The sequence below is a fragment of the Massilia rhizosphaerae genome, from assembly GCF_016093545.1.
In the GTDB taxonomy this organism is placed as follows: Bacteria; Pseudomonadota; Gammaproteobacteria; order Burkholderiales; family Burkholderiaceae_D; genus Telluria; species Telluria rhizosphaerae.
Genome location: NZ_JADKYX010000016.1, coordinates 46,779 through 67,925, shown reverse-complemented (window position 1 = coordinate 67,925; position 21,147 = coordinate 46,779). Strand labels below are relative to the sequence as shown.

15 protein-coding genes are annotated in these 21,147 nt (G+C 66.0%); 3 read left to right on the top strand and 12 right to left on the bottom strand.

Going from position 1 to position 21,147, the window contains the following annotated elements; all coding sequences use genetic code 11:
• Window positions 1–9: 9 nt before the first annotated feature.
• Complete coding sequence (locus ISF28_RS21260) at window positions 10–225, bottom strand: hypothetical protein (RefSeq protein WP_198119181.1); 216 nt, start codon at window positions 223–225, stop codon at window positions 10–12.
• 233 nt (window positions 226–458) lie between these two features.
• On the opposite strand from ISF28_RS21260, the gene ISF28_RS21255 reads away from it, so the two are divergent.
• Window positions 459–1,100 (top strand): PEP-CTERM sorting domain-containing protein, encoded by a 642-nt coding sequence (locus tag ISF28_RS21255; RefSeq protein ID WP_198119180.1) that lies wholly within the window; start codon window positions 459–461, stop codon window positions 1,098–1,100.
• On the opposite strand, the gene ISF28_RS21250 is transcribed toward ISF28_RS21255, so the two are convergent.
• Genes ISF28_RS21250 through ISF28_RS21230 form a run of 5 tightly spaced genes read right to left on the bottom strand, consistent with a single transcriptional unit; the run spans window position 1,101 to window position 4,697 of the window.
• Window positions 1,101–2,378 carry a cytochrome c gene (locus ISF28_RS21250; protein WP_198119179.1) on the bottom strand — a complete coding sequence of 426 codons (1,278 nt, stop codon included), beginning with the start codon at window positions 2,376–2,378 and terminating at the stop codon, window positions 1,101–1,103.
• Entirely contained in the window at window positions 2,375–3,103 is a 729-nt protein-coding gene (locus ISF28_RS21245; RefSeq protein WP_198119178.1) for a c-type cytochrome, read from the bottom strand. Before ISF28_RS21245 ends, ISF28_RS21250 begins: the two co-directional genes overlap by 4 nt.
• Window positions 3,104–3,108: 5 nt before the next feature.
• Window positions 3,109–3,480 (bottom strand): c-type cytochrome, encoded by a 372-nt coding sequence (locus ISF28_RS21240; RefSeq protein WP_198119177.1) that lies wholly within the window; start codon window positions 3,478–3,480, stop codon window positions 3,109–3,111.
• Between the two features lies 1 nt (window position 3,481).
• Entirely contained in the window at window positions 3,482–4,156 is a 675-nt protein-coding gene (locus ISF28_RS21235) for a 3'-5' exonuclease (RefSeq protein ID WP_198119176.1), read from the bottom strand.
• Between the two features lie 13 nt (window positions 4,157–4,169).
• Entirely contained in the window at window positions 4,170–4,697 is a 528-nt protein-coding gene (locus ISF28_RS21230) for a ProQ/FINO family protein (RefSeq protein WP_370663479.1), read from the bottom strand.
• Window positions 4,698–5,293: 596 nt separating this feature from the next.
• Between ISF28_RS21230 and rpoD the strand changes: the two genes are divergently transcribed.
• On the top strand, window positions 5,294–7,963 hold the full coding sequence (gene rpoD, locus ISF28_RS21225; protein WP_198119174.1) for an RNA polymerase sigma factor RpoD: 2,670 nt from the start codon (window positions 5,294–5,296) through the stop codon (window positions 7,961–7,963).
• Here the strand turns inward: rpoD and ISF28_RS21220 are convergent.
• Window positions 7,938–9,581: a methyl-accepting chemotaxis protein gene (locus ISF28_RS21220; RefSeq protein ID WP_198119173.1), complete on the bottom strand. Its 1,644-nt coding sequence runs from the start codon at window positions 9,579–9,581 to the stop codon at window positions 7,938–7,940. The genes rpoD and ISF28_RS21220 overlap by 26 nt on opposite strands.
• A gap of 293 nt (window positions 9,582–9,874) precedes the next feature.
• Here ISF28_RS21220 and ISF28_RS21215 point away from each other — a divergent pair, with 293 nt between their 5' ends.
• On the top strand, window positions 9,875–10,654 hold the full coding sequence (locus ISF28_RS21215; RefSeq protein ID WP_198119172.1) for a transporter: 780 nt from the start codon (window positions 9,875–9,877) through the stop codon (window positions 10,652–10,654).
• An 18-nt stretch (window positions 10,655–10,672) separates the two neighbouring features.
• Here ISF28_RS21215 and ISF28_RS21210 read toward each other — a convergent pair whose 3' ends face one another.
• From ISF28_RS21210 to ppc, 5 genes are all read right to left on the bottom strand, one after another.
• Window positions 10,673–10,942: a PAAR domain-containing protein gene (locus tag ISF28_RS21210; RefSeq protein WP_198119171.1), complete on the bottom strand. Its 270-nt coding sequence runs from the start codon at window positions 10,940–10,942 to the stop codon at window positions 10,673–10,675.
• Window positions 10,943–10,993: 51 nt separating this feature from the next.
• Complete coding sequence (locus ISF28_RS21205) at window positions 10,994–12,760, bottom strand: type VI lipase adapter Tla3 domain-containing protein (RefSeq protein ID WP_198119170.1); 1,767 nt, start codon at window positions 12,758–12,760, stop codon at window positions 10,994–10,996.
• Window positions 12,757–15,114, bottom strand: a complete 2,358-nt coding sequence (locus ISF28_RS21200) for a T6SS effector phospholipase Tle3 domain-containing protein (protein WP_198119169.1) — start codon at window positions 15,112–15,114, stop codon at window positions 12,757–12,759. Before ISF28_RS21200 ends, ISF28_RS21205 begins: the two co-directional genes overlap by 4 nt.
• A complete protein-coding gene (locus tag ISF28_RS21195; protein ID WP_198119168.1) occupies window positions 15,111–17,927 on the bottom strand; it encodes a type VI secretion system Vgr family protein in 2,817 nt (938 codons plus the stop codon). Before ISF28_RS21195 ends, ISF28_RS21200 begins: the two co-directional genes overlap by 4 nt.
• Before the next feature lie 265 nt (window positions 17,928–18,192).
• Window positions 18,193–21,000, bottom strand: a complete 2,808-nt coding sequence (ppc, locus tag ISF28_RS21190) for a phosphoenolpyruvate carboxylase (RefSeq protein WP_198119167.1) — start codon at window positions 20,998–21,000, stop codon at window positions 18,193–18,195.
• Window positions 21,001–21,147 lie beyond the last annotated feature (147 nt).

Below are 21,147 nucleotides of genomic sequence, written 5' to 3'. Positions count from 1 at the left end.
GCCGCGCCGCTAGGCTATCGTATTCATCTCGCTTTCGTCTTCCGTGTAGCGCACGGGCGCCAGCCCGTGCCCGGCGATGAGTTCGCGCACGGCCGACGGTTCTTTCCGTTCGATACGTTCGTGCGCGAGCACGCGCTCGAGGATCTCCTCTTCGCTGCTGCGGCCGGGCGTGGCGAATTCCAGCGGCTCCTCGTTGTTGCGATACCAGACTCGATACAGCGGCATGTCGGACTCCTCGTGTTGGGGACGCCAGTATGACAGAGCCGGTCGCGATGCCTCGCCCGTGTGCGGCTGCAAGGAGCGGTGTCGGATTTTTTTACACCGCGCCGCGCGCATACACCGGTAAATACGCTAAGTCATTGATATGTATCTATGTTTCTGCATTGGCACACTCATTGCTATATGGTAATGGACCGCCGTCTGCGACGGCACCCAAACCAAAACCAGGGGGAATGATAATGAATAAATATGCGAAACTCGTGTCGGGCCTGTTGATGTGCGCGTCGGTGACGGCCCAGGCGGCCATCCTCAACGTGTCCGGCCACACGTTCGACGACCGCGGCACCAGCGTCGTCGACCAGTCGGCCCACCTGGAGTGGATGGATTTCAGCGCCACCATGACGCGGTCGACCTGCAGCATGGTCCAGGATGCGGGCGCCGCCGTGCCGGCCGGCTGCACCCAGTTCGACGGCCTCAACCTGATCGACGACGCGGCCGGCTGGCGCCTCGCGACCCGCGCGGAAGCGGCCCAGCTGCTGGGCGACTGGTTCGACGTTCCCGTCGGCCTGACCACCAGCGGTGAAGTCAACTCGGCGCTGTCCCTGCAATTCCTGAACGTGTTTGCAGACGGCGCCAGCTACGTCCGCCCGAACTTCGTACCGGACACGTCGAATCCGGCCCAGGCCGTCGGCTTTTCCGTGGCCAATGGTTCCTACAACATGAATTTTTATAACGGCGGCATCGACTGGGCCAGCTTCGGCAGCGCGATGGTCCGCGACGCCGCGCCCGTGAACGCCGGCACCGTGCCGGAACCGGGTTCGCTGGCGTTGCTCGCCCTGGCATTGCCGGCCCTGCTCATCGCACGCCGCCGCCGCGGTTGATCAATCCAGCGGCACCGCGCGCCACCGGTTGACTTCCGGTGGCGCTACCGCCGGCGCCGCGTTGCCCCAGCTGTTCCTCACATACGTCACGACGGCCGCCACCTGGGCATCGTCCAGTTGCGGACTGTAGGGCGGCATTCCGAACGGACGCGGATTGCCGGCGGTGGCCGGCGGGAAGCCGCCGTTCAGCACGATGCGGATGGCGTTGACGGGGTCGTCCATCGTCAGCGCGCCGTTGCCCGCCAGCGGCGGGTACGCGGGATGGCCGGCGACGCTGGTGCCGCGGCCGTCGGCGCCGTGGCAATCCGCGCAGTGGTGCTCGTACAGCGCGCGGCCGGCCCGCATGACGTCGTCCGGCGCGGCGGCTGCATGGCGCGCGGACGGTGCCGCCGGCAGCGATTTCAGGTAGACCGCCATCGCGCCCGCATCCGCCGCCGTCAGGTATTGCAGGCTTCTTCCGACTACTTCCGCCATCGGCCCGAACACGGCGCCGCGCGGCGCCACGCCCGTGCGCAGCAATTGCACGATGTGCGCCGCATCCCAGTTGCCCAGGCCCGCCTCGGCGTCCGCGTCCAGCGCGGGCGCATACCAGCCGACGATGGGGATGTGGCCGCCGGACAGCCGCGCGCCCGTCGCGCCGAGGCCGTTGCGCGGGCTGTGGCACGCGCCGCAATGGCCCAGGCCTTCGACGAGATAGGCGCCGCGGTTCCAGTCGGCGCTTTTCGCCGGCTGCGGCGCATACACGCCCGGTTTGAAATACAGCAGGCGCCAGCCGGCCAGCACGATCTGGCTGTCGTACGGGAAGCGCAGCGCGTGCGGGCGATTCGGTTGCCGCACCGGCGCGACGCTGCGCAGATAGGCGTACAGCGCGTCGGCATCGGCGCGCGTGATCTTCGTCGTGTTCGGGTACGGGAACGCCGGATACAGCAGGCGGCCGCCGGGCGCGATGCCGTTGTGCAGCGCGTGCCAGAAATCGTCGGCCGTCCAGGCGCCGATGCCCGTCTGCGCGTCCGGCGTGATGTTCGGCGCGTAGACCGTGCCGAACGGCGTGTCGAGCGCGCGTCCGCCCGCGAACGGGCTGCCTGCGCGCGCCGTGTGGCAGGCCATGCAGTCGCCGGCGCGGGCGAGGTAGGCGCCGCGTGCGATGTTGGCGGGCGTCGCCGCCCACGCTTGCGGCGAGCGCGCCGGGATGAATTCGGCGCGCGGCCACGCGATGACGGCGCCGGCGAGCGCGAGCAGGGCGGCGGCAACGGCGGACCCGAGGACGATGCGCTTCATGGCTGCTGCCGCTCGCTGCCGCAGGCGAGCGGCATCGGGTGGACGACGTCCGGCGCGGGACTGGTATCTTCCGGCAGCGGTTCGCTCGCGAGCCAGGCCGAGACGGCGGCCACGTCCGCCAGCGACAGCCGGCCGGCGATGGTGGCCATGCAATCCGGCGCCTGCGCGCGGCGGGTGCCGTTGCGCCAGGCGCCGAGCTGGGCGTTGACGTAGTCGCGCGGCAGGCCCAGCAGGCCGGGGATCGCGGGCAGGGCGCCCGTCAGGCGCTGGCCGTGGCAGGCCATGCACGCGGGCACCTTCGCTGCCGCGTCGCCGCGCGTGACGAGCTGGCGGCCCCGTTCCAGCTGGTCCGCCGGCAGGGTCGTCCGGTCCAGCACGAGCGCGGGCAGGTGCTGGGCCGCAAAATACGTCGCGATCTCGCGCAGGTAGTCGTCGGACAGGTGCTCGACCATGTACGTCATGAGCGGATACTGGCGGCGGCCGGCGCGGAAGTTCTGCAACTGGTTGAAGAGGTAGCCGGCCGGCTTGCCCGCGATGTGCGGGAAGTAGCGCGGACCCGCGGCCGGCGCCGGCGCCGGCGCGGACGGGCTGCCGTGGCAGGACGTGCAGGCGGCGACGCGGCGCTCGAGCGTGTCCGGCACGCCGCGCTCCGGCTGGGCTTGTCCCGGCGCCGCGTGCAGCAGGGCGGCCAGCAGCAGGGCGGGGCGGAGGATGGCGGTGGCCATGGCGTTCAGTGCGCGCCCTGGAAACTGCGCAGGTAGGCCAGCAGCGCGGCCAGGTCGCGGTCGTCGTGGATGCCCCAGAAGCGCATCTTCGTGCCGGGCACCGTCTTGTCCGGATCGCGCAGGAAGGCGGACAGGGTGCGCTCGTCCCACACGATGCCGGACGCCTTCATGGCGTCGGAATACGCGAAATCGGCCGTCGTGCCCGCGCGCCGGCCGAACAGGCCGTTCAGCTGGGGGGCGAAGCCGCCGCGCGCGCTCGGGCCGATCTGGTGGCACGAGGCGCACGGTTTGAACACGATGGCGCGGTCGACGGGGCCTTCATGACGCGAGCAGCCGGCCAGGGCCAGCATGCACGCGAGCACGATGGACCGGCGCATCTTATTGGCGCGGCTTGGGTTGCGCCGCCCGCATCGGTCCGCCGGCGACAGGCTTGGGGGGCAGCGGCGGCGGCGGATTCGCGCGCCAGTGGCGGTAGATGCGCAGGGCGACGTGGGCATCGTCCGCCGCGTACAGGATCTGCTTGTCGGTCAGGCGCGGCAGGGCCCAGTTGGTCGTCGTGATCTTGCGCGATTTTTGCAGGCGCTTGCCGAAGAAGCGCGCGACGGCCGTCTTCGCGCCCAGCGCGTTGCGCTCGCCGCGGCGCAAGGCCGTGGACAGGTCGAGCACGTTGCGCGTCTCGATGCCGAGCTTGGCGCGCAGGCGGCGCAGGTCGTCGCCGAGGCCGAAGCCAACTTTCAGGATCGCGGCCGATTCCAGCACGGCGCGCAGGACGTCGACGCCGGGATCGGCCGCCGCCGCGCTCTCCGCGGGTGCGGGCTTGGCGCCGATCTGGAACAGATAGGCGTGCTGGTCGGTGGCGAGCTGCACGAGGTGCGGCCCCGTCGATTGCTCGCCCTTCTGGAACGTGGGCTTGGATTCGGTGTCGAAGCCGACGGTGTCGGACGCCAGCAGCGCGGCCAGCGCGCCGTCCGCATCCTGGCGCGTGCGCACGAGGCGCACGTCGGCAAGCAGGATGCCTTCGTAAGGGGGGAGGGCGTCGTCGGCCTCGCTCATCCGGCGCGGCCGCTCAGCGCTTCGCGAACTTGGATGCCAGCTGCTGCAGCTTTTCCTGGCGCTTGCGGTCGGCTTCCGCCTGCGCGGCCACTTCGCGCTCGGCCTTCTTGCGCTCGGCTTCCTTCTTGAAGCGCTCCTGCAGGAGTTCCTTGGCGTGCTGGCGGTGGGTGTCCGTCACTTCGGCGCCCGGGTTGCCGTCCAGGTCGTAGCGCACGGTCGCTTTTTCCATCGCGCGCAGGTAGCGCATGGAGCCGGTGTGGATGCCGAGCGCGGCGCGCATGGTCTTGCGGTTCAGGCCGGGCATGCGGGCCAGCACCTGCTTGTCGATGCCGATCGCCAGCGGCAGGCAGTCGCGGAAGGCCTTGAACTGCTGCTGCATCTGCTTGAGCAGGGCGCGCGGGGACGGGGCCGCCGCGCTATCGACGTCGGCGCCCGCGGCCGGCGCCTGCGGCGCGCCGTTGGCGCTCTGGCCGTCGGGAATGGCGTGGGTGGCGTTTTCGGTGGCCTCGGGGAGCTCGGCGACAGGACTCATCGTATTCATTGACTTCATGGTAAGAACGGGAAGCGGAAGGATAGCATGGCCGCGCCGCAAGTGTGCCGCTCGGCCGCGTATTGGCCCATTTTATTGACTGTTCGACCGTTATTTCATGCATATGCTGCGGCGCGCGGCCGAGAAATCGTGTATGATCCGCCCCTTTCCTTGCGTACGGTTTGCGCCGACGCAGCCAGGGTCTGGAAGTTGAAAAAGGAAATATGCGTCTGAGTGATATCCCTTATCGGATATTTCAATTATCGCTAAAGATTTCCTTGGGGCATAATGTTCATGTCTCCTCTATTTCTCCCCTGGAAAATAGATTCAAGCCCGTTGTCTGACGGGCTTTTTTTCGTTCCGACATGCTAAACCGCGATTTCAACCACATTCCGTTCCGCTTGAACCCCTTGAGCGCGCGCGTCGCAGCCCGTCGCGGCTGCCCAGGACGCCCGCCGACGGGCCGCAGCGGCAGGGGTGCTTGATTTCCAGGCTTCCGCCCTAAGGTTAGGCCATCCCCATCATCCGTCCCTCCGGGGTCCGCACAGCGGGCCAGGTGGGTTATTGACTTCGCAGGCGCGCGCCACGCCTCGACTGGAGAAAGTTATATGAAAAACACCGCCAAGACCCTGACACTGACAGCGAAGAAAGCGCCGGCAAAAAGCACGGCCCAGCTGGCAGTGCCGAAGACCGCGACCTCCTATTTCCTCGAAACGGAAGCGGCAGCCAAGGTGACGGTGGTGAAGACCCGTTCGCGCCTCGCGTCGCTGAAGGCCGTCCAGGCCGGGCAGGCGTCCCAGGCGCAGCCGGAACAACTCGACGCCGCCGCGCAGGCGGAAGCCGTCGCGGCGGACGTGCAGTCCGCGCCGGAGCCCGCCGCCGAACCGGTTGTCGCGCCCGTCGCCGCCATGGCAACGGACGAAGCCGACGACGCGACCCCGGCCGCGCCGGCCGCGCCGCCCGTGATCGTCAAGAAGCGCGCGTCGCGCCTGGCCGCGCTGAAGGCCGACGCCGCCACGCCGGCCCAGGAAACCGCCCCGGCCGCGCCCGCGGCAGCGGCCGCGCCGGCCGCCGAGACGGCGCCGGCCGTGCGCGTCGTGCGCGCCCGCACCGCGCGCCGCATCGAGCCGTCGACCGCGACGGCGCCCGCCCAGCCCACCGGCACCGTCAGCACGACGACCGATGCCGCTACGCTGGCCGCGATCGACACGTCCGGCTACCTGCTGCCGCAAGTGAAGGTGCCGGGCCGCCGCGGCCGCAAGCCGAGCGAATTCGTGCCGGAGAACGACGAGATCGCGGCGCTGAACGCCGTCGAGCGCGCCGAACTCAAGGCCGCATCGAAACTGCGCGAGCGTAAGGCCAAGGGCGGCGCCGCCCTGTTCGGCGCCGCGGAAGGTTTCTCGGCCGAGGAACTGGAAAAGCGCCGCCAGCAGCTGAAGAACCTGATCAACATGGGGAAGGAGCGCGGCTACCTGACCCATGCGGAGATCAACGACCACCTGCCGGAAAACATCATCGATCCGGAAGCGATCGAAGGCATCATCGCGACGTTCAACGACATGGGCATCGCCGTCTACGAGCGCGCGCCGGAAGCGGAAATGATGCTGCTGTCGGACGCCGTCGTCACGCCGACCTCCGAGGACGAGGTGGAAGCGGCCGCCGCGACGGCGCTGTCGACCGTCGACTCCGACTTCGGCCGCACGACCGATCCGGTCCGCATGTACATGCGCGAGATGGGCGCCGTGTCGCTGCTGACGCGCGAGGGCGAGATCGCCATCGCCAAGCGCATCGAGGACGGCCTGAAGGACATGGTGCAGGCGATCTCCGCCTGCCCGGTGACGATTTCCGAGATCATCGCGCTGTCGCACAAGATCGCCGCGGACGAACTCAAGATCGATGACGTCGTGGACGGCCTGATCGACCCGAACGAAGGCGGCGCGGCCGCGCCCGTCGCCGGCGCCGCCGACGAGGACGACGAAGACGACGAGGACGACGTCGAGGAAGAAGAGGACGACGGCGGTACCGGCGGCAGCGCCGCCGCCGGCTACTCGGCCGAGCAGCTGGCCGCGCTGAAGAAGGGCGCGCTGGACAAATTCGCCACCATCGAAAAGCAGTTCGACAAGATGGGCCACGCGTTCAAGACGCAGGGCTACGGCTCGCCCGCGTACACGGCGGCGCAGGAAGTGATCTCGTCGGAACTGCTGGGCATCCGCTTCACCGCGAAGGTCGTGGAAAAGCTGTGCGACACGTTGCGCCACCAGATGGACGAAGTGCGCGCCATCGAGCGCGCCGTGCTCGACATCTGCGTGAACCGCTGCGGCATGCCGCGCGCCCACTTCATCAAGGTCTTCCCGGGCAACGAGACGGACCTCGAGTGGGTGCAGCGCGAAGTCGACTGCGCCTACCCGTACAGCGCCGTGTTGAAACGCAATGCGCCGGCGATCCTGGAACTGCAGCAGCGCATGATCGACCTGCAGGCGCGCGTGGCGCTGCCGCTGGCGGACCTGCGCACGATCAACCGCCAGATGGCGGCCGGCGAAAAGCGCGCCCGCACGGCCAAGCGCGAAATGACGGTGGCCAACCTGCGTCTCGTGATCTCGATCGCGAAGAAGTACATCAACCGCGGCCTGCAATTCCTCGACCTGATCCAGGAAGGCAACATCGGCCTGTTGAAGGCCGTCGACAAGTTCGAGTACCGCCGCGGCTATAAATTCTCGACGTACGCGACGTGGTGGATCCGCCAGGCGATCACGCGTTCGATCGCCGACATGGCGCGCACGATCCGCGTGCCGGTGCACATGATCGAGACGATCAACAAGATGAACCGCATCTCGCGCCAGATCATGCAGGAAACGGGCACCGAGCCGGACATGGCGACCCTGGCGACGAAGATGGAGATGCCGGAATCGAAGGTCCGCGAGATCATGAAGATCGCGAAGGAGCCGATCTCGATGGAAACCCCGATGGGCGAGGACGGCGATTCGCAACTGGGCGACTTCATCGAGGACAACGCGACCCTGGCGCCGCTGGACGCCGCGCTGCACGCGTCGATGCGGAACGTGATCAAGGAAGTGCTGGATTCGCTGACCCCGCGCGAAGCGAAGGTCCTGCGCATGCGCTACGGCGTCGAGATGTCGAACGACCACACGCTGGAAGAAGTGGGCAAGCAGTTCGACGTGACCCGCGAGCGCATCCGCCAGATCGAAGCGAAGGCGATGAGCAAGCTGCGCCAGCCGTCGCGCTCGGACAAGCTCAAGACCTTCCTGCAGAACCAGTAAGCAGTTCTTTCCGCGCACCGGTCCGGCCCCGCTCCGCGCGGGACGGGGCCGCATGGCGCGCCCCCGGCCGGGCGGCGCCGGCCACCTTGAACATGGCCAGGGCGTCGGCGATGGCGCCGGCCTGGTCGACCACGCTGGCCGTCGCCGCCGCGGCTTCCTCGACCAGGGCCGCGTTCTGCTGCGTCAGGCCGTCCAGGTGCGCCACCGCGGCATTCACCTGGGCGATGCCGTGCGCCTGCTCGCCCGCCGCGACCGAAATCCCGTCCATCACCTGCTTGACGTCGCCGATGGCGGCCGCGATCTCGCGCACCTGTTCTCCCACCGCCTGGCTCGTCCGGACGCCGGCATCCACGTTGCCGATCGAGGCCTGCACGAGTTGCGCGACGTCCTTGGCGGAGGCGCTGCAACGGCCGGCCAGGTTACGCACCTCGCTCGCGACGACCGCGAAGCCGCGTCCTTGCTCGCCTGCGCGCGCCGCTTCGACGGCCGCGTTGAGGGCCAGGATATTGGTCTGGAACGCGATCGTCTCGATGATGCCGACGATGTCGAGCACCTGGCGCGACGAGGCGGTGACGGCATCCATCGAGGCCAGCATCTGGTCCACGGACGCGCTGCCCCGTTCCGTCGCCTGCGCCGCATGGCCGGACAACGCACCGGCCCGCGTCAGCGCCTGCGAATTGTCGGCGACGCTGCGCGACAATTCCTCCATGCTCGCCGCGGTCTGCTCCAGGCTCGATGCCTGGCTTTCCGTGCGTCCGGACAGGTCCATATTGCCCCGTGCGATTTCGGACGTCGCCAGTTGCATCTGTTCGAAATTGGCGCGGATATCGCCGATGACGCTCTGCAGGTTGATGCCCACCTGGGTCAATGCCGCGAGCAGGGCGCCCACTTCGTCGTCCGCCGCGGCCTCGCGTTGCGCCGTCAGGTCGCCGCCGGCCAACCGCATGCCCAATCGCGTTGCGCGCCGCAGGGGCGCCAGGATGCCGTGCCGCACGGTCAGCCACATCAGGACGGCCACCACGGCGGGCACCGCCGCGAGCAGCATACGCCAGCCGCCGCCGGCGTCCGCCGCCTGGAGCGCCGCTACCGCGAGCAGCGCACCGCACATGAGGGACGTGCGCGCGCCCAGGCCGAACCGCATCCAGCCGTCCAGCCTGCCGCGCCAGCCCGTGCGGGCCGGCTTGCCCCTGGCCAGCCGCAGGCCGCCGTCGGCGCCGCGCAGGCGCGCGTACAGCGCCTCGGCGGCGGCGACTTCCTCCGCCGCCGGCTTGGTGCGGACCGACAGGTAGCCGACCGCTTCGCCTCGTTCGAACATGGGCGTGACGTTCGCCCTGACCCAATAGAAATCGCCATTCTTGCAGCGGTTCTTGACGAGGGCGGTCCAGGGCTCGCCCGCCCGGATCGTGCGCCACAGGTCGGCGAACGCTTCCGATGGCATGTCGGGGTGGCGCACGATGTTCTGCGGCGCGCCGACCAGTTCGTCGAGCGTGAAGCCGCTGATCTCGACGAAATACGGATTCGCGTAGGTGATGCGGCCCTTGAGATCGGTGGTGGAAACGATGGTCTTGCCATCCGCGAGGCGCACTTCGCGATTCGTGACGGGGAGATTGGTACGCATGGTCGCGTTCTTTCGTGGGGGGGCATCGCGCGGTCGGGCAATGCGTGCGAAGCCGCGAAATGCTATACGGCAACAATGCCAATGTACCAAAATAGTGCACGCTCGTGAGAGCATCGTGCTCGATCCGTATTTACCGCGCCACATTGCCGGGCCGCATCATCCGGTTCGATTACAATCCGGACAGGAAGGGCCGGGCATGCGTCGATGGGTAGCCACCCCGGCATACAATCGGCACTCGCTTTTTCGAAGCCCGTCCACGATGCATTTGTACCCATCCATTCCCGCGTCCACCCTTGCCTGCCTGCCTGCTGGCGGGCATCCTGGCGCTGCCGGCCGCCCACGCGGACGACGACATCATCAACCCCGACCGTCCCAACGTCGCCAACTCGAGCCAGGTCGTCGGCAACGGCCGCGTCCAGCTCGAGACTGGCCTGCAGTGGGATCGCCAACGTGACGCCGAAGCCCACGTGCGCACGCTCACGACCCCAACGTTGCTGCGCATCGGCCTGTCCGACGCGCTGGAGCTGCGGGTGGAAACGGCCGGCCGCACGATCGCGCACGTGAGCGATCCGGCCACGGGCGCGCACACGGCGAGCGCGGACTGGGCCGACGGCGCCGCGGGCGTCAAATGGCATCTCGTCGATCAGGATGGGGTGCGGCCGTCCGTCGGCCTGATCGCGGAAGCGGCCCTGCCGACCGGCAGCCGCGCGGTGCGCGGGACGGGGTTGCGGCCGTCCCTGAACGTGCCGGCCGAATGGGACCTCGGCCGCGACTGGTCGCTGGGCGTGATGCCGGGCGTGGGGCGCGACGGCGACGATGCCGGCGCGCATTACCTGTATGGCGTGTTCGCGGCGTCGCTGGGCAAGGCGTACAGCGAGCGGCTGCACGGCTTCGCGGAACTGGCCGCGCCGCGGATCGCGCGGGCGGCGCATGGCGGTTCGCAGACCGTCGTGGACGCGGGCGCGTCGTGGCTCCTGAGCCGGGATTGCCAGCTCGACGCGATGGCCGTGCATGGATTGAACCGGAATACGCCGGGGCTCAGCCTGGCGTTCGGGCTGTCCGTCAGGCGATGATGCCGAACGCGGCAAACGTCATGTCGTCGTGCCGAAATGTGTGAAGCTCGAGATCAGTTTTGCCCCGCAACTGAGACTGTCGCCATCGAAGGCGATTTGCTTCCCGTCGATTGTGTGGTGAGGTGACCCGCTCGTAATCGTGCACCCTGAGTGACCGGGGACGGGGCAACTGCAGGTGTCGCCCACGCAGGCCACTGGAATGCCGTGTACTTTGAAGTTGGAAGCGCTGGCGCTGACCACCTTGCCGCCGTGCGTCGTGGCGTCCCCTAGCCGGATGACGTTCTTCATGACAGCCCCTTTGCGTTGACAAATGCGGAGGGCAACGCTGCAGCGCCCTTGTTACTTTGCGGCCGGAACGGCATAGTTCTCCGGATCGACTGCCATCGATTTGATACTCCGGAATACATCGCCGCGGGATTGTTGCTGGGCCTTGCGCTTTTCCTCGGAGGGGGGCGTGACGAAAATGAAGCTCGCCTCGTGCGGATCGCGCAGGTTGACGGCGAGGCTCGGACCGCCGGCCCGATAACTGCCCATCACGCCGATCGCCATTTCCATGAACAAGGTCGCCGCGCCGGTGTTGCCGAGGCGCCGGTCGATGTTGATGAACTGGTCGAGCTTGCCGCTGTCGATTTCCGGTCCGCCTTGCGCGGCGTACTGGTGCAGCATGCCTTCGAGGGCGACCAGTTGTTCCGTCTGATTGTTCGTCGCGGCGATCACGCGCGCGGGACCTTTCGCACGCTCGGCCTCCGGCAAGGTGCGCAGCGCCTGCTCCAGGCCTTCCATGAGCGCTTTTTGGCGCGCGTCGCGCCGGGGCAGCGGTTTGCCATGTTCGTCGGTCGTCTTCACGAAGACGGGGCGATGGATGAAACCGAGCGAGGCCATGTCGTCGAATTGCTTGAGTTGCAGCTTGCTCCACGGGATCGGGAACCATGGCGTTGGCTTCCAGTCCAGCGGTGGACGATGCTTCGCGTTGAATTCGCGGTCCAGGAAGCTGATCTGGCCGGTGCCGCGGATGTCGGGACGCTTGCTGAATTTGGCGGCGTATTCGAGCCATTCGGCGGCCGTTACCGGCCGACCTTGTGGCAAATTTCGATCGTTTGGCTGGGGGACCGATTTTTGCAAGTCGAGATAACCCAGAAAAAGGCGCCTCGCGACGCCGTCTCGATTAAGCACTTCCATCGGAGTCCGGTAGTCATCGATATCTTCGTAGGCGAAAGGACGGATTGGTTCGACCCGCTCGCGGCGGGCAAGCACGAAGAGCGCCGACGCATCCGGCATTTCGGGGACGTAATAGCCTTCTTTGACGAGTGGTGGCGACCCGGGTGGCCTGGACATGTCCCGGACGTCCATGCCGTCGTCCGAGTTCAACACGACATATGGGACATCCGGGTTGGCGTCAAAGAACTCGAAAACGTCTTCTACGATGCGGTCCGGCCGTTCGGAAAAGCGCGCCGGACCGGCCACGAACAGGCTGGTGGACATGCCGGATGATTCCGCTGACCCGGCGAGACCCATGTCGGGCATGAGCGGATTTCCCGCATACTTACTCATATCGGGAGGTCTTGCGTTGAAGACTGGCGTGCCCCATTCAGTCACGGTGTACCCGGCTCCGTTTTCCAACGTGTCGCCACCACGCCCGCCGCTCTGACCGAGTTTGTCAAACTCTGTCCATGGATATTTTTTGGGGTCATGTTCGCGAAGTGATGCATAAGGGTTGCCTGACTGCAGTGCATCCCACAGTTTGCCCTGTCGGTACTTGTCCAGGGTGACGCCCAGATTGATCACTTCTAATACGTATTCCCGTCGTCCTTGTTCGGTGTGTGTGGCTGCGGCCTGCTCGCGTGCCTTCTCCGCCGCAGCCGATGCCTGTGCCTGTCGCGCGTCGGCTTCGCGGGCTGCTAATACCAAACGCCCGCCAAGTACCAGTCCGATTCCCAGCGCGGTTACCAGAAGCCACCATGGTTTTCTCATTGTTATCTCCGTCGGATCGGTCGCCGCGATTGCGTTGATTGAAATAGTAAAGAACGCCACGCGCGCTAAGTGAAATACCGCATTGGCTAATATGCTTTTTGCTGTCGGATACCGCTTTTGATGGAACGTCCTCATGTGGTCACCCGTCCAGCCTTCCCGACCGTTCCGGTCATCGATTCCACGATAATGCACTGAGGGAGTCCCTCTGGGGGAAGCGGCAGGTCAGCGGGTAATTTCCCGGTTGTGTAATATATTTGATTACCTTCGATTAGCGTTTTCCGCCAAGGGCGCTCGTCCTCCCAGTAGGCCGCAAACTGTTCCAGGAACTTGCTCCACTCGAGGATACCTGGTCGAGATTTTTCCTTATCGGGTGGATCTTTCAACCGCCAATCCGCCACCGCGCACAGGTATTTGTAAAACAACGGATGCGTCGGCGCCTTGCCGCCACCGATCGCCACGTCGTACGCAGTCACTTGGCTGTGATTCTTACGTCCGCCATAAATCGCGCTGTGAAACGAACGCGGCGTGGCCATCTTTTGCCAGCGCAGACGCGCCTCGTTCGGCGTTTCGGTTCGTTCGATCAACAACTTGGGCGGCTTGAGCGGGCGTTCAAAGCCGACTTCCAGGCACACGTACACGGACTTCACCTCGCACCTGTCCTCGACTTTCTTGTCGTGGTTGAGCTTTTCCGTCAGTGTCGCGCACTGCTCGTTCAGCTTTGCCACTCTGGCTGAATACAGATCCGGACGCGGACTCGCCACCGGCTGATAGCGGTGCAGCGCCTCGGTGACGTTGCCCGGATCGGCGATGCATTCCCAGCGGTGGCCGTCGATGCCGTATTTGCTCGTAATGGAAATCGCGGCGTCGATCTGGTCGACGTTTTCGCTGGCGCCGTAGCGGTGCTGTGCGTCCGGAAATGCGCCTTCGCCCATGCTGGCCGGGACGGGTTTCGTCAAGGCTTCGCCGGTGATGCGTCGCAACCCGAACCGCTCACGTTCTTCGGGAGGCAAGCTGTCGGGCGCGTCGCCGGTGCTGGGCAAGTGCTCGCGCAGGCTATGGTTGCTGATCCATGAGTCGCTGACGGCGGTATGGGCCTGGTCGTCTTCGCCGGGAACGCGCAGCGCGAAGTCATGAGGGGCTTGTCCAACCAGAACCGGTTTGCCGCTTCGAAAATCCGGCCGGCGCTTCAGCGTGAAGACACGTTGAAAGAATCCCGGGCCCAGCTCGGAAAGGGGTTTGCGTATGACCGCCGTCGGCACGGAGTGAGGTGGCCGAAAATCGTCGATCGAGGTTATCGTGTCGACTTCGGGAGTTTCACGACGGTGGCCCCGCTGGAAGTCGGGGACGCCCTGCCAACCGATGCCTTCCACGCCCGCGAATGCCACGGTCATGTCTTCCGGAGAAAAATAGAGATAGACCTTGCCGCGGTTATCGCGGTCCCTGGCCGCGTCCCATTTGGGGCCGACCGCGCCGACATGTTTTTTCGTATCCGTCAGTTCCGCTAATGCGGGCGCCTGGTGTTTTTTGCCGTGGACGCCGTTGACGATGTTCGCCAGCGTGGTCAAGCGGGCATGCAAGGTCTGGCCACCGCTGATGTAGCGGTAACGATCTTGGGTGGCCGTCATCAGCGGGTCCGCGCCGGAATATCCGTTGGCGAGCGCCGCGCTCATCGGCAGTTCATCGATCAGGCTGTAAGGAGGATTGCACAGGATGAGCGTGTCGGCCGGCCGCCCGCCGGGCTGATCCTTTTGCATCTGCGGGTCGAGCAGAAAAGCCTGGGCCAGCAGGCTGAGCAGGCAACCCTGGCTGTGTGCGACGATCGAGACCGTTTCGTCTGCGTCGTAGTCGCGAATCATTGAAATGAGGGCGGCGAGCCGGCGCGCCGCCAGGATCATGTAGAGCCGGCCCGGATTTTTCAGGATGGGATGGGTTGCATCGTGCGATGCCCAATCCAGGCTGCCATATGCATCGCCTTTGCCGCGATTCCACATCTCCGGAAGCGAGGTCGTCGCATTGGCGAACGGTCCGCCTTCCTTCGAATAATCCCTGTCCAGCCGATTGCCGTAGCGGTCGATTGCCTGGCCGTGCGGGGTCTTCCTCCAGTCGGTCACGTGCGCGGTCTCTTCCCGGAATCCCCAATAGAACGGAATGACCGGACTATGCGTATCGTCCGTGATCTGGCGCTTGTAGAAAACGGCGTCGGGATCTTCCTCCAGCTTGTCGCGGTCCGCAGTCTGCGGCATGCGATACGTTCCGGGCGTCAGATCGCCGCGCAGGCGCTCCGCCAGCCCTTCGCACAGGCCGGATTCCACGGCGTCGTAACTGACCCCGATGTCATTCACGCCGTGCACGAGGATGATCGAACCTGGCAGATTGTGTCTCACTCCGACGATTTTCTTGTTGCCGTGCCCCGGCAACGTCACGCCTTCTCCGTTGCCGCGACTGAACGGCAGCTTCTTGTAAAGCGAAGCGCTCTTTGCGTCGGTCATGGCTGGCCTTCCTCCTTGAGATCGATGTGTGCAATGTGCATCCGGTCATGCTTCAGGATGATGGTTTTCCCTTGAGCGTCCGTGCTGCCCGCAGCGGCGCCGGCTGCGGAATCGATCTCGTAGGCCAGGCCGGAAGCCGGCACGCCACCGTCGAGATGGGGATAAAGACGCGGCTCGAATTTGAGATCCGTCCCGTCTTTCTTGAATGACGGGAGTTGCGTACTCATTGTTTCAGGGCCCTCCCAAATGAAATCCGGGCCGTGGAATTTGAGTGCCTGCTTGCTCCCCAGGACGGGTGAGCCTTCTCCCAGCTTGAAAAACGAACCGTCTTGTGCGACCAACAGAATCGTCTTGGCGGAGATCGTGATGGCGCCCTCGCTGGCGGTGATTTGCACGTCCTTCGCCGAGTTGATGGCGGTGTCGTCGTGCTGGCTCTGGAGTAACAATTTGCCGTTGTGCGCGATGGCGCTGAGTCCGCCGCCGCGGGCAAAGAGCGATACGCCATTGCCGGCATTGACCGTGAATCGTTGGCCGGCCGTGAGCTGCAGATGGTGCTGGGAGGCCGTGTCGATGTTGCTGGCCGAGTAGCTGACAATGGCCTTGGAGCTGGCGAAGCCGATGCCTGCCGGCGACGTCATTGCGATCACCGGTTCCCTCGGTGCGATGGCTTCGGGGGCGATATTGCTGCCATCGTCCCACTGCTTGAACCGTGCATGTAGTGCTTCCTGTTCCTTGGTGTCCACCGCAAGGCCGTTGTGTTCGGCGGCATAGTTGCCGAGTGAAGTGCACAGTTCGCCGCACTCGCGCAGCAGATCCAGGTACTCGTTACGCGCAAGCTGGGGTCCTTTGCTATCGGTGCCGCCGAGTAGTTTCCAGGCGCTCAGCAGGATGCCGCGCGCAGCGCGCAGCGCAATCGCTTCGTCGGTGCGCAACTCGGCGCCGTCGCCGCGCGCGTTTGTTCCGTTGTGTCCCCGCGCCTCCGTGAGATATCCAAGATTCAGTTCGGTTGCGCCATGATCGCTCGCCAGCTGCGCGCTGATCTGGCCAGGCGTATCGTCCAGCCGAAGCTGATTGCCGCGCCGGCCCCGTACCTCGCGGCTGCGCAGGCCGGACTGGTAGCGGGTACTGGGTAGTCCATCCTCGCGAGCGAACGCTGGTGGTGGCGCGTCGCCGTTGAATAGTTGCCCGATGATGACGGGCTTGTCGGGATCTCCGCCCGCGAAGTCGATGAGCACCTCCGTTCCGATGGGCGGCAGCAGGCGCGTGCCGCACTGCGCAATGGTGCCGGGGCCGCTGCCGGCCCAGTTGGACGCGACGCGCACCCAGGCAGAGTCGCGATCCGAATTGGAACTGCCGGCACCTGCGGCGTGTTCGTGATCCTCGGGGCGCGTAGCAAGGAAGCGGACCTTGACGCGGCCGAGAGAATCGCACCAGATGGCTTCGTTCTCGGGGCCGACCACGATCGCCGTCTGCAATTGCGGGTGCGGCAGGGCCGGGCGCGGCGGCACGATGCGAACGCTTCGGCGAACGCAGGTAAAGCTCGTCTTGTAGCGCGGACCTGATGCGTCACCGTTGGGCTTGGACGCGCTCGCAGCGCCAGGCCAGCCACTTTGCTCGAACAGCCGTTCGACGCGCGCACCGATTTCCACCGGCAGGTTGTTGTCGGCAACGATGTGCTGTGACGTGATGACGAACTGCCGTTCGTTGGCGGGATGCGTGTCGATTTCTGGATGGCCTTGCAGGCTGAACCACTCGCCAACGGCCAGATCGCGCACGCTGCCTTCGCCTTTGAACCATTTTGAGGCGTACTCATGGTGCGCCATCTGCGTATCGTTCAGTTCCAGAAGATCGCGTGGACTATCGCCGAGGTGCGGGGCGGCGACGTGGTAATCGTCGAGCCGGCGGGCCAACCGGTTGCCGTGCATGCCCTGGTCGGCTTGCGATGGTGTTTGGGCCGCCATGAACGCTTTGCCGACCGGCTGCACGTAATCCCAACTGAACAGGGAGGAACTGCCTGGGCGAAGCGTGCGCACTGCGCTCCAGCCTGTGATGGTGTCGCGCTGCTCGGTGGCGTCGTCGCGATGGAAACGGACGCTGCCGGCCGCGTTCTGGTCGAGCCGGTTGGCGTCGTCGAACAGCACCAGCGTGTGGCCGATCGGTTCGCTTTGCCGCCTGTTCCCCGCGCCGCGCCGGCCTGTCGCCAAGCCGGCACGGAAGAACCAGGCGATGCCGCGTCGCTGCATCAGGCGGCGCACGAAGTCGGCATCCGATTCGTTGTGCTGCATGATGAATTCGCGGCGTGGCATGGTACGGTTGGCAAGGCCGGCGTCGATGATCATGTCGAAGGTGGCAGCCAGCCCGGGGATACTTTTTCGCCATTCGTCGACCAGTATCCTGATGATGTCCAGTTCGCTTTTGTCCCGGAAGATTCGCGTGTTGACTTTGTTGCCCATCACCGACAGGGCATCGCGCATGACCAGCCGATAGGTCGCGAGACCGCCGTCGCTTTGGCCGGACGCGGCCTCCGTGACAATGCCGCAAACCCGGCGCAGTTCGCCGCTGTCGGTGACGATTTGCAGCTCGGCCGGCACGCCGATGAAGTTCTTGAGCGGGAGTGTCGCGCTTTCGGACACGCACAACATTCGGAACTCCAGCCCGCCGCATACCGCCTCGTTGCCGATGATTCTCTGCGGCAGCAGCGTCTCGTCGTCGTTTTTGTCCAGGCCATCGAGGCGAAGGCGGAGCGGGCGATGGCGCGCTACAAGCTTGTATTCCGCGAGGCTGAATGCCTTTGCGACGTATGTATTTGCCATCTTCTTCCGCCCTCCAGTCACCTCGCATGGTTCTAGACCACAGCAGTCATCGCTACCGGTCCCGTTCCGGAACCGTGTAATTATTCAAGGACATGCCTATGTGGAATTTGAGCGAACACAACCAGGCCGCCGCCGCAAAGCGTGGCGTGTCCAGTGTTTCGGATGGAGGTCAGGAGCCCGAAGGCGGAGAGTGGAAGCGTATGGCGCGTGCGAACGGCATGCGTGCCCTGGTTGCCAAGGCCCGCATGCGCGCGAAGTGTGACGATCAACCGGTATTGCGCAACCCGGCCGCCACCCCGTTGATCGACAGGTGGATCCCCCGATGCACCCGCTCGTCCACCTTCTCCTCGGCCGACAGCGCGCGATGCCGCTGGATCAGCTCGACCTGCAAGTGATTCAGCGGGTCGAGGTAGGCGAAGCGGTTCTGGATCGACCGCGCCAGCAGCGGATTGTTCACGAGGCGGTCTGCCGTGCCCGTGACGAGCGCCAGGCAATGCAGGGTTTCCGCGTACTCGGCCGAAATGCGCTTGAAGATGCGCTCGCGCAGCTCGGCGTCCGGCACCAGCTCCGCGTAGCGCGAGGCGATGGCGAGGTCGGACTTGGCCAGCACCATGTCCATGTTCGACAGCAGCGTGGCGAAGAACGGCCAGTGCTGCGCCATTTCGCGCAGCAGGGCCAGGCGCTCGTCGCGGTCGCCGTCCGCCAGCCAGCTCGATACCGCGGCGCCGAAGCCGAACCAGCCCGGCAGCAGCAGGCGGCACTGGCCCCACGAGAAGCCCCAGGGGATCGCGCGCAGGTCTTCGATGCGGCGCGTCGACTTGCGCGACGCCGGACGCGAGCCGAGGTTCAGTTCCGCGATTTCCGCGATCGGCGTGGCGGCGAAGAAGTAGTCCGTGAAGCCCGGGGTCTCGTACACGAGGTTGCGGTAGGCCTTGTACGCGCGCTGCGACAGCTCGGCCATCACCGGCTCGAAGCGGGACAGGCGCTCGATCTGTTCGCGGTCGGCGCCGTGCGGCATCAGGCCCGCTTCCAGGGTCGCGGCGACGAGCAGCTCGAGGTTGCGGCGGCCGATTTCCGGATTGCTGAACTTCGACGAGATGATCTCGCCCTGTTCCGTCAGGCGGATCTGGCCGTTCACGGTGCCCGGCGGCTGGGCGAGGATCGCGTCGTAGCTCGGGCCGCCGCCGCGGCCGACCGTGCCGCCGCGGCCGTGGAACAGCCGGAGCTTGACGTTCGCGTCGGCGAACACCTGCACGAGTTTCAGCTCCGCTTGATAGAGTTCCCAGTTCGACGTCAGGAAACCGCCGTCCTTGTTCGAGTCCGAATACCCGAGCATGACTTCCTGCAGCCGGCCCTGGTGCTCGACGACGTCCGCGACGACCGGCAGCGCCATCCACTCGTGCATGATGTCGCCGGCGCGCTGCAGGTCGGGGATGGTCTCGAACAACGGGATCACCATCACGTCGCTCTTCTTTTCGCTGGGGCGGTACAGGCCCGTTTCCTTTTGCAGCAGCAGGACTTCCAGCAGGTCGGACACCGTTTCCGTGTGCGAGATGATGTAGTTGCGGATGGCGCGCGTGCCGTAGCGCTTGCGGATCTCGCGCGCCGTGCGCAGGATCTGCAGCTCGGAATTCGTGACGTCCGAATAGCTTTCGTACGGCGTGTACAACAGGCGCGGCTGCGCCAGTTCGTCCTGCAGCAGCTTGACCTTCGCGTCTTCGTCGAGCGCCGCGTAGTCGGCCTGCACGCCGGCCCGCGCGAACAGCTCGGCCAGCACTTTCTCGTGCACGTCGGAGCTCTGGCGCATGTCGAGCGAGGCGAGGTGGAAGCCGAAGATCCGCGCCGCGCGCACCAGGCCATTCAAGCGGGGCACGGCCAGGATCGCACCGTGGTTTTCGTTCAGCGAATCGACGAGCACCTGCAGCTCGGCGCGGAACTCGGCGCCGTCGCGGTAGGCGTCCGCATGGCCCACTTCCTTGCGCAGGATGTTGGTGGCGCCCAGCTCGCGCGCCGTCGACGCGAGACGCGCGTAGATGCCGATCAGGGCGCGGCGGTACGGCTCGTCGCTGCGGTGCGGCGAATGGTCCGGCGACGCGTCGGCCAGCGCCAGCAGCGCCGGGCTCGCGGACACGAGCAGCGTCGACGGCGACAGTTCCGCGCCCAGCGCGTGCACTTCGTCCAGGTAAAAGTCGAAGATCGTGGTCGAATGGCGCACGAGGGCGCGCTGCATCGTCGCCGCGTTGACGTTCGGGTTGCCGTCGCGGTCGCCGCCGATCCAGCTGCCCATCTGCATATAGGCCGCGTCGTCGAGGCCGTCGGCGCCCGCGCCGTAGTGCGCCGCGATCTCTTCCTCGACGTCGTCGTACACGGCCGGCAGCTCGCGCAGGAAGGTCGTGCGGTAGTACGACAGGGCGTTCTCGATCTCGTCCGCCACCGTCAGTTTTTCGTAGCGCAGCATGCGGGTCTGCCACAACGTGGCGATGCGGGCCTGCAGCAGTTGCAGGTTGCGGGCGCGTTCCTTCGGCGTCAGCGGCAGGTCGCGTTCGGCCAGCAGGCGCGCGATGTCGTGCTCGGCGTCGAGGGTGCTTTTTCTCTGGACTTCGGTCGGGTGCGCCGTCAGCACGGGGGCGATCAGCGCCTCGCGCAGGAACGCGGCGACGGCGTCCTGGCCGACACCGGCGTCCTTCAGGCGGGTGAGGGCGTACGCGACGCTGGACGGCTGCGGCGTCGAGCCGGCCAGCAGGTGGGCGCGGCGGCGGCGGATGTGGTGCTGGTCTTCGGCGATGTTGGCCAGGTGCGAGAAATACGAGAACGCGCGCACGACGGAGTTCGTCTCTTCGCGCGACAGTCCGGCAAGCAGCGTCTTGAGTTCGGTGCCGGCTTGCTCGTCGTCTTCGCGGCGGAAGCGTACGGCGGTCTGGCGGATCGTTTCGACGACGTCGAACACGTCTGCGCCTTCCTGGTCGCGCAGCACGTCGCCGAGGAGGCGGCCGAGCAGGCGGATGTCTTCTTTCAGCGGCGCGTCCTTGTCGACGCTGCCGGGCTGGGGATTGAGTGCGGCGGGATTGTCCATATCGACCACGGGTTGAATTGTTGAGAACAACTAATCGGTAGTGTTTTGATACAGCTGCAGGGCGGCGATAACCATGGCCTGCGGGTGGGCCCATGCTAGAATTTGTGGTCTCAGGTATGGGCCTGACCGGCGCTGCCCGATCCGGGC

Bases quoted from the DNA above. Each gene is read 5' to 3' on its own strand.
- ISF28_RS21260 (WP_198119181.1), bottom strand. From the start codon at position 225: ATGCCGCTGTATCGAGTCTGGTATCGCAACAACGAGGAGCCGCTGGAA.
- ISF28_RS21255 (WP_198119180.1), top strand. From the start codon at position 459: ATGAATAAATATGCGAAACTCGTGTCGGGCCTGTTGATGTGCGCGTCG.
- ISF28_RS21250 (WP_198119179.1), bottom strand. From the start codon at position 2,378: ATGAAGCGCATCGTCCTCGGGTCCGCCGTTGCCGCCGCCCTGCTCGCG.
- ISF28_RS21245 (WP_198119178.1), bottom strand. From the start codon at position 3,103: ATGGCCACCGCCATCCTCCGCCCCGCCCTGCTGCTGGCCGCCCTGCTG.
- ISF28_RS21240 (WP_198119177.1), bottom strand. From the start codon at position 3,480: ATGCGCCGGTCCATCGTGCTCGCGTGCATGCTGGCCCTGGCCGGCTGC.
- ISF28_RS21235 (WP_198119176.1), bottom strand. From the start codon at position 4,156: ATGAGCGAGGCCGACGACGCCCTCCCCCCTTACGAAGGCATCCTGCTT.
- ISF28_RS21230 (WP_370663479.1), bottom strand. From the start codon at position 4,697: ATGAATACGATGAGTCCTGTCGCCGAGCTCCCCGAGGCCACCGAAAAC.
- rpoD (WP_198119174.1), top strand. From the start codon at position 5,294: ATGAAAAACACCGCCAAGACCCTGACACTGACAGCGAAGAAAGCGCCG.
- ISF28_RS21220 (WP_198119173.1), bottom strand. From the start codon at position 9,581: ATGCGTACCAATCTCCCCGTCACGAATCGCGAAGTGCGCCTCGCGGAT.
- ISF28_RS21210 (WP_198119171.1), bottom strand. From the start codon at position 10,942: ATGAAGAACGTCATCCGGCTAGGGGACGCCACGACGCACGGCGGCAAG.
- ISF28_RS21205 (WP_198119170.1), bottom strand. From the start codon at position 12,760: ATGAGGACGTTCCATCAAAAGCGGTATCCGACAGCAAAAAGCATATTA.
- ISF28_RS21200 (WP_198119169.1), bottom strand. From the start codon at position 15,114: ATGACCGACGCAAAGAGCGCTTCGCTTTACAAGAAGCTGCCGTTCAGT.
- ISF28_RS21195 (WP_198119168.1), bottom strand. From the start codon at position 17,927: ATGGCAAATACATACGTCGCAAAGGCATTCAGCCTCGCGGAATACAAG.
- ppc (WP_198119167.1), bottom strand. From the start codon at position 21,000: ATGGACAATCCCGCCGCACTCAATCCCCAGCCCGGCAGCGTCGACAAG.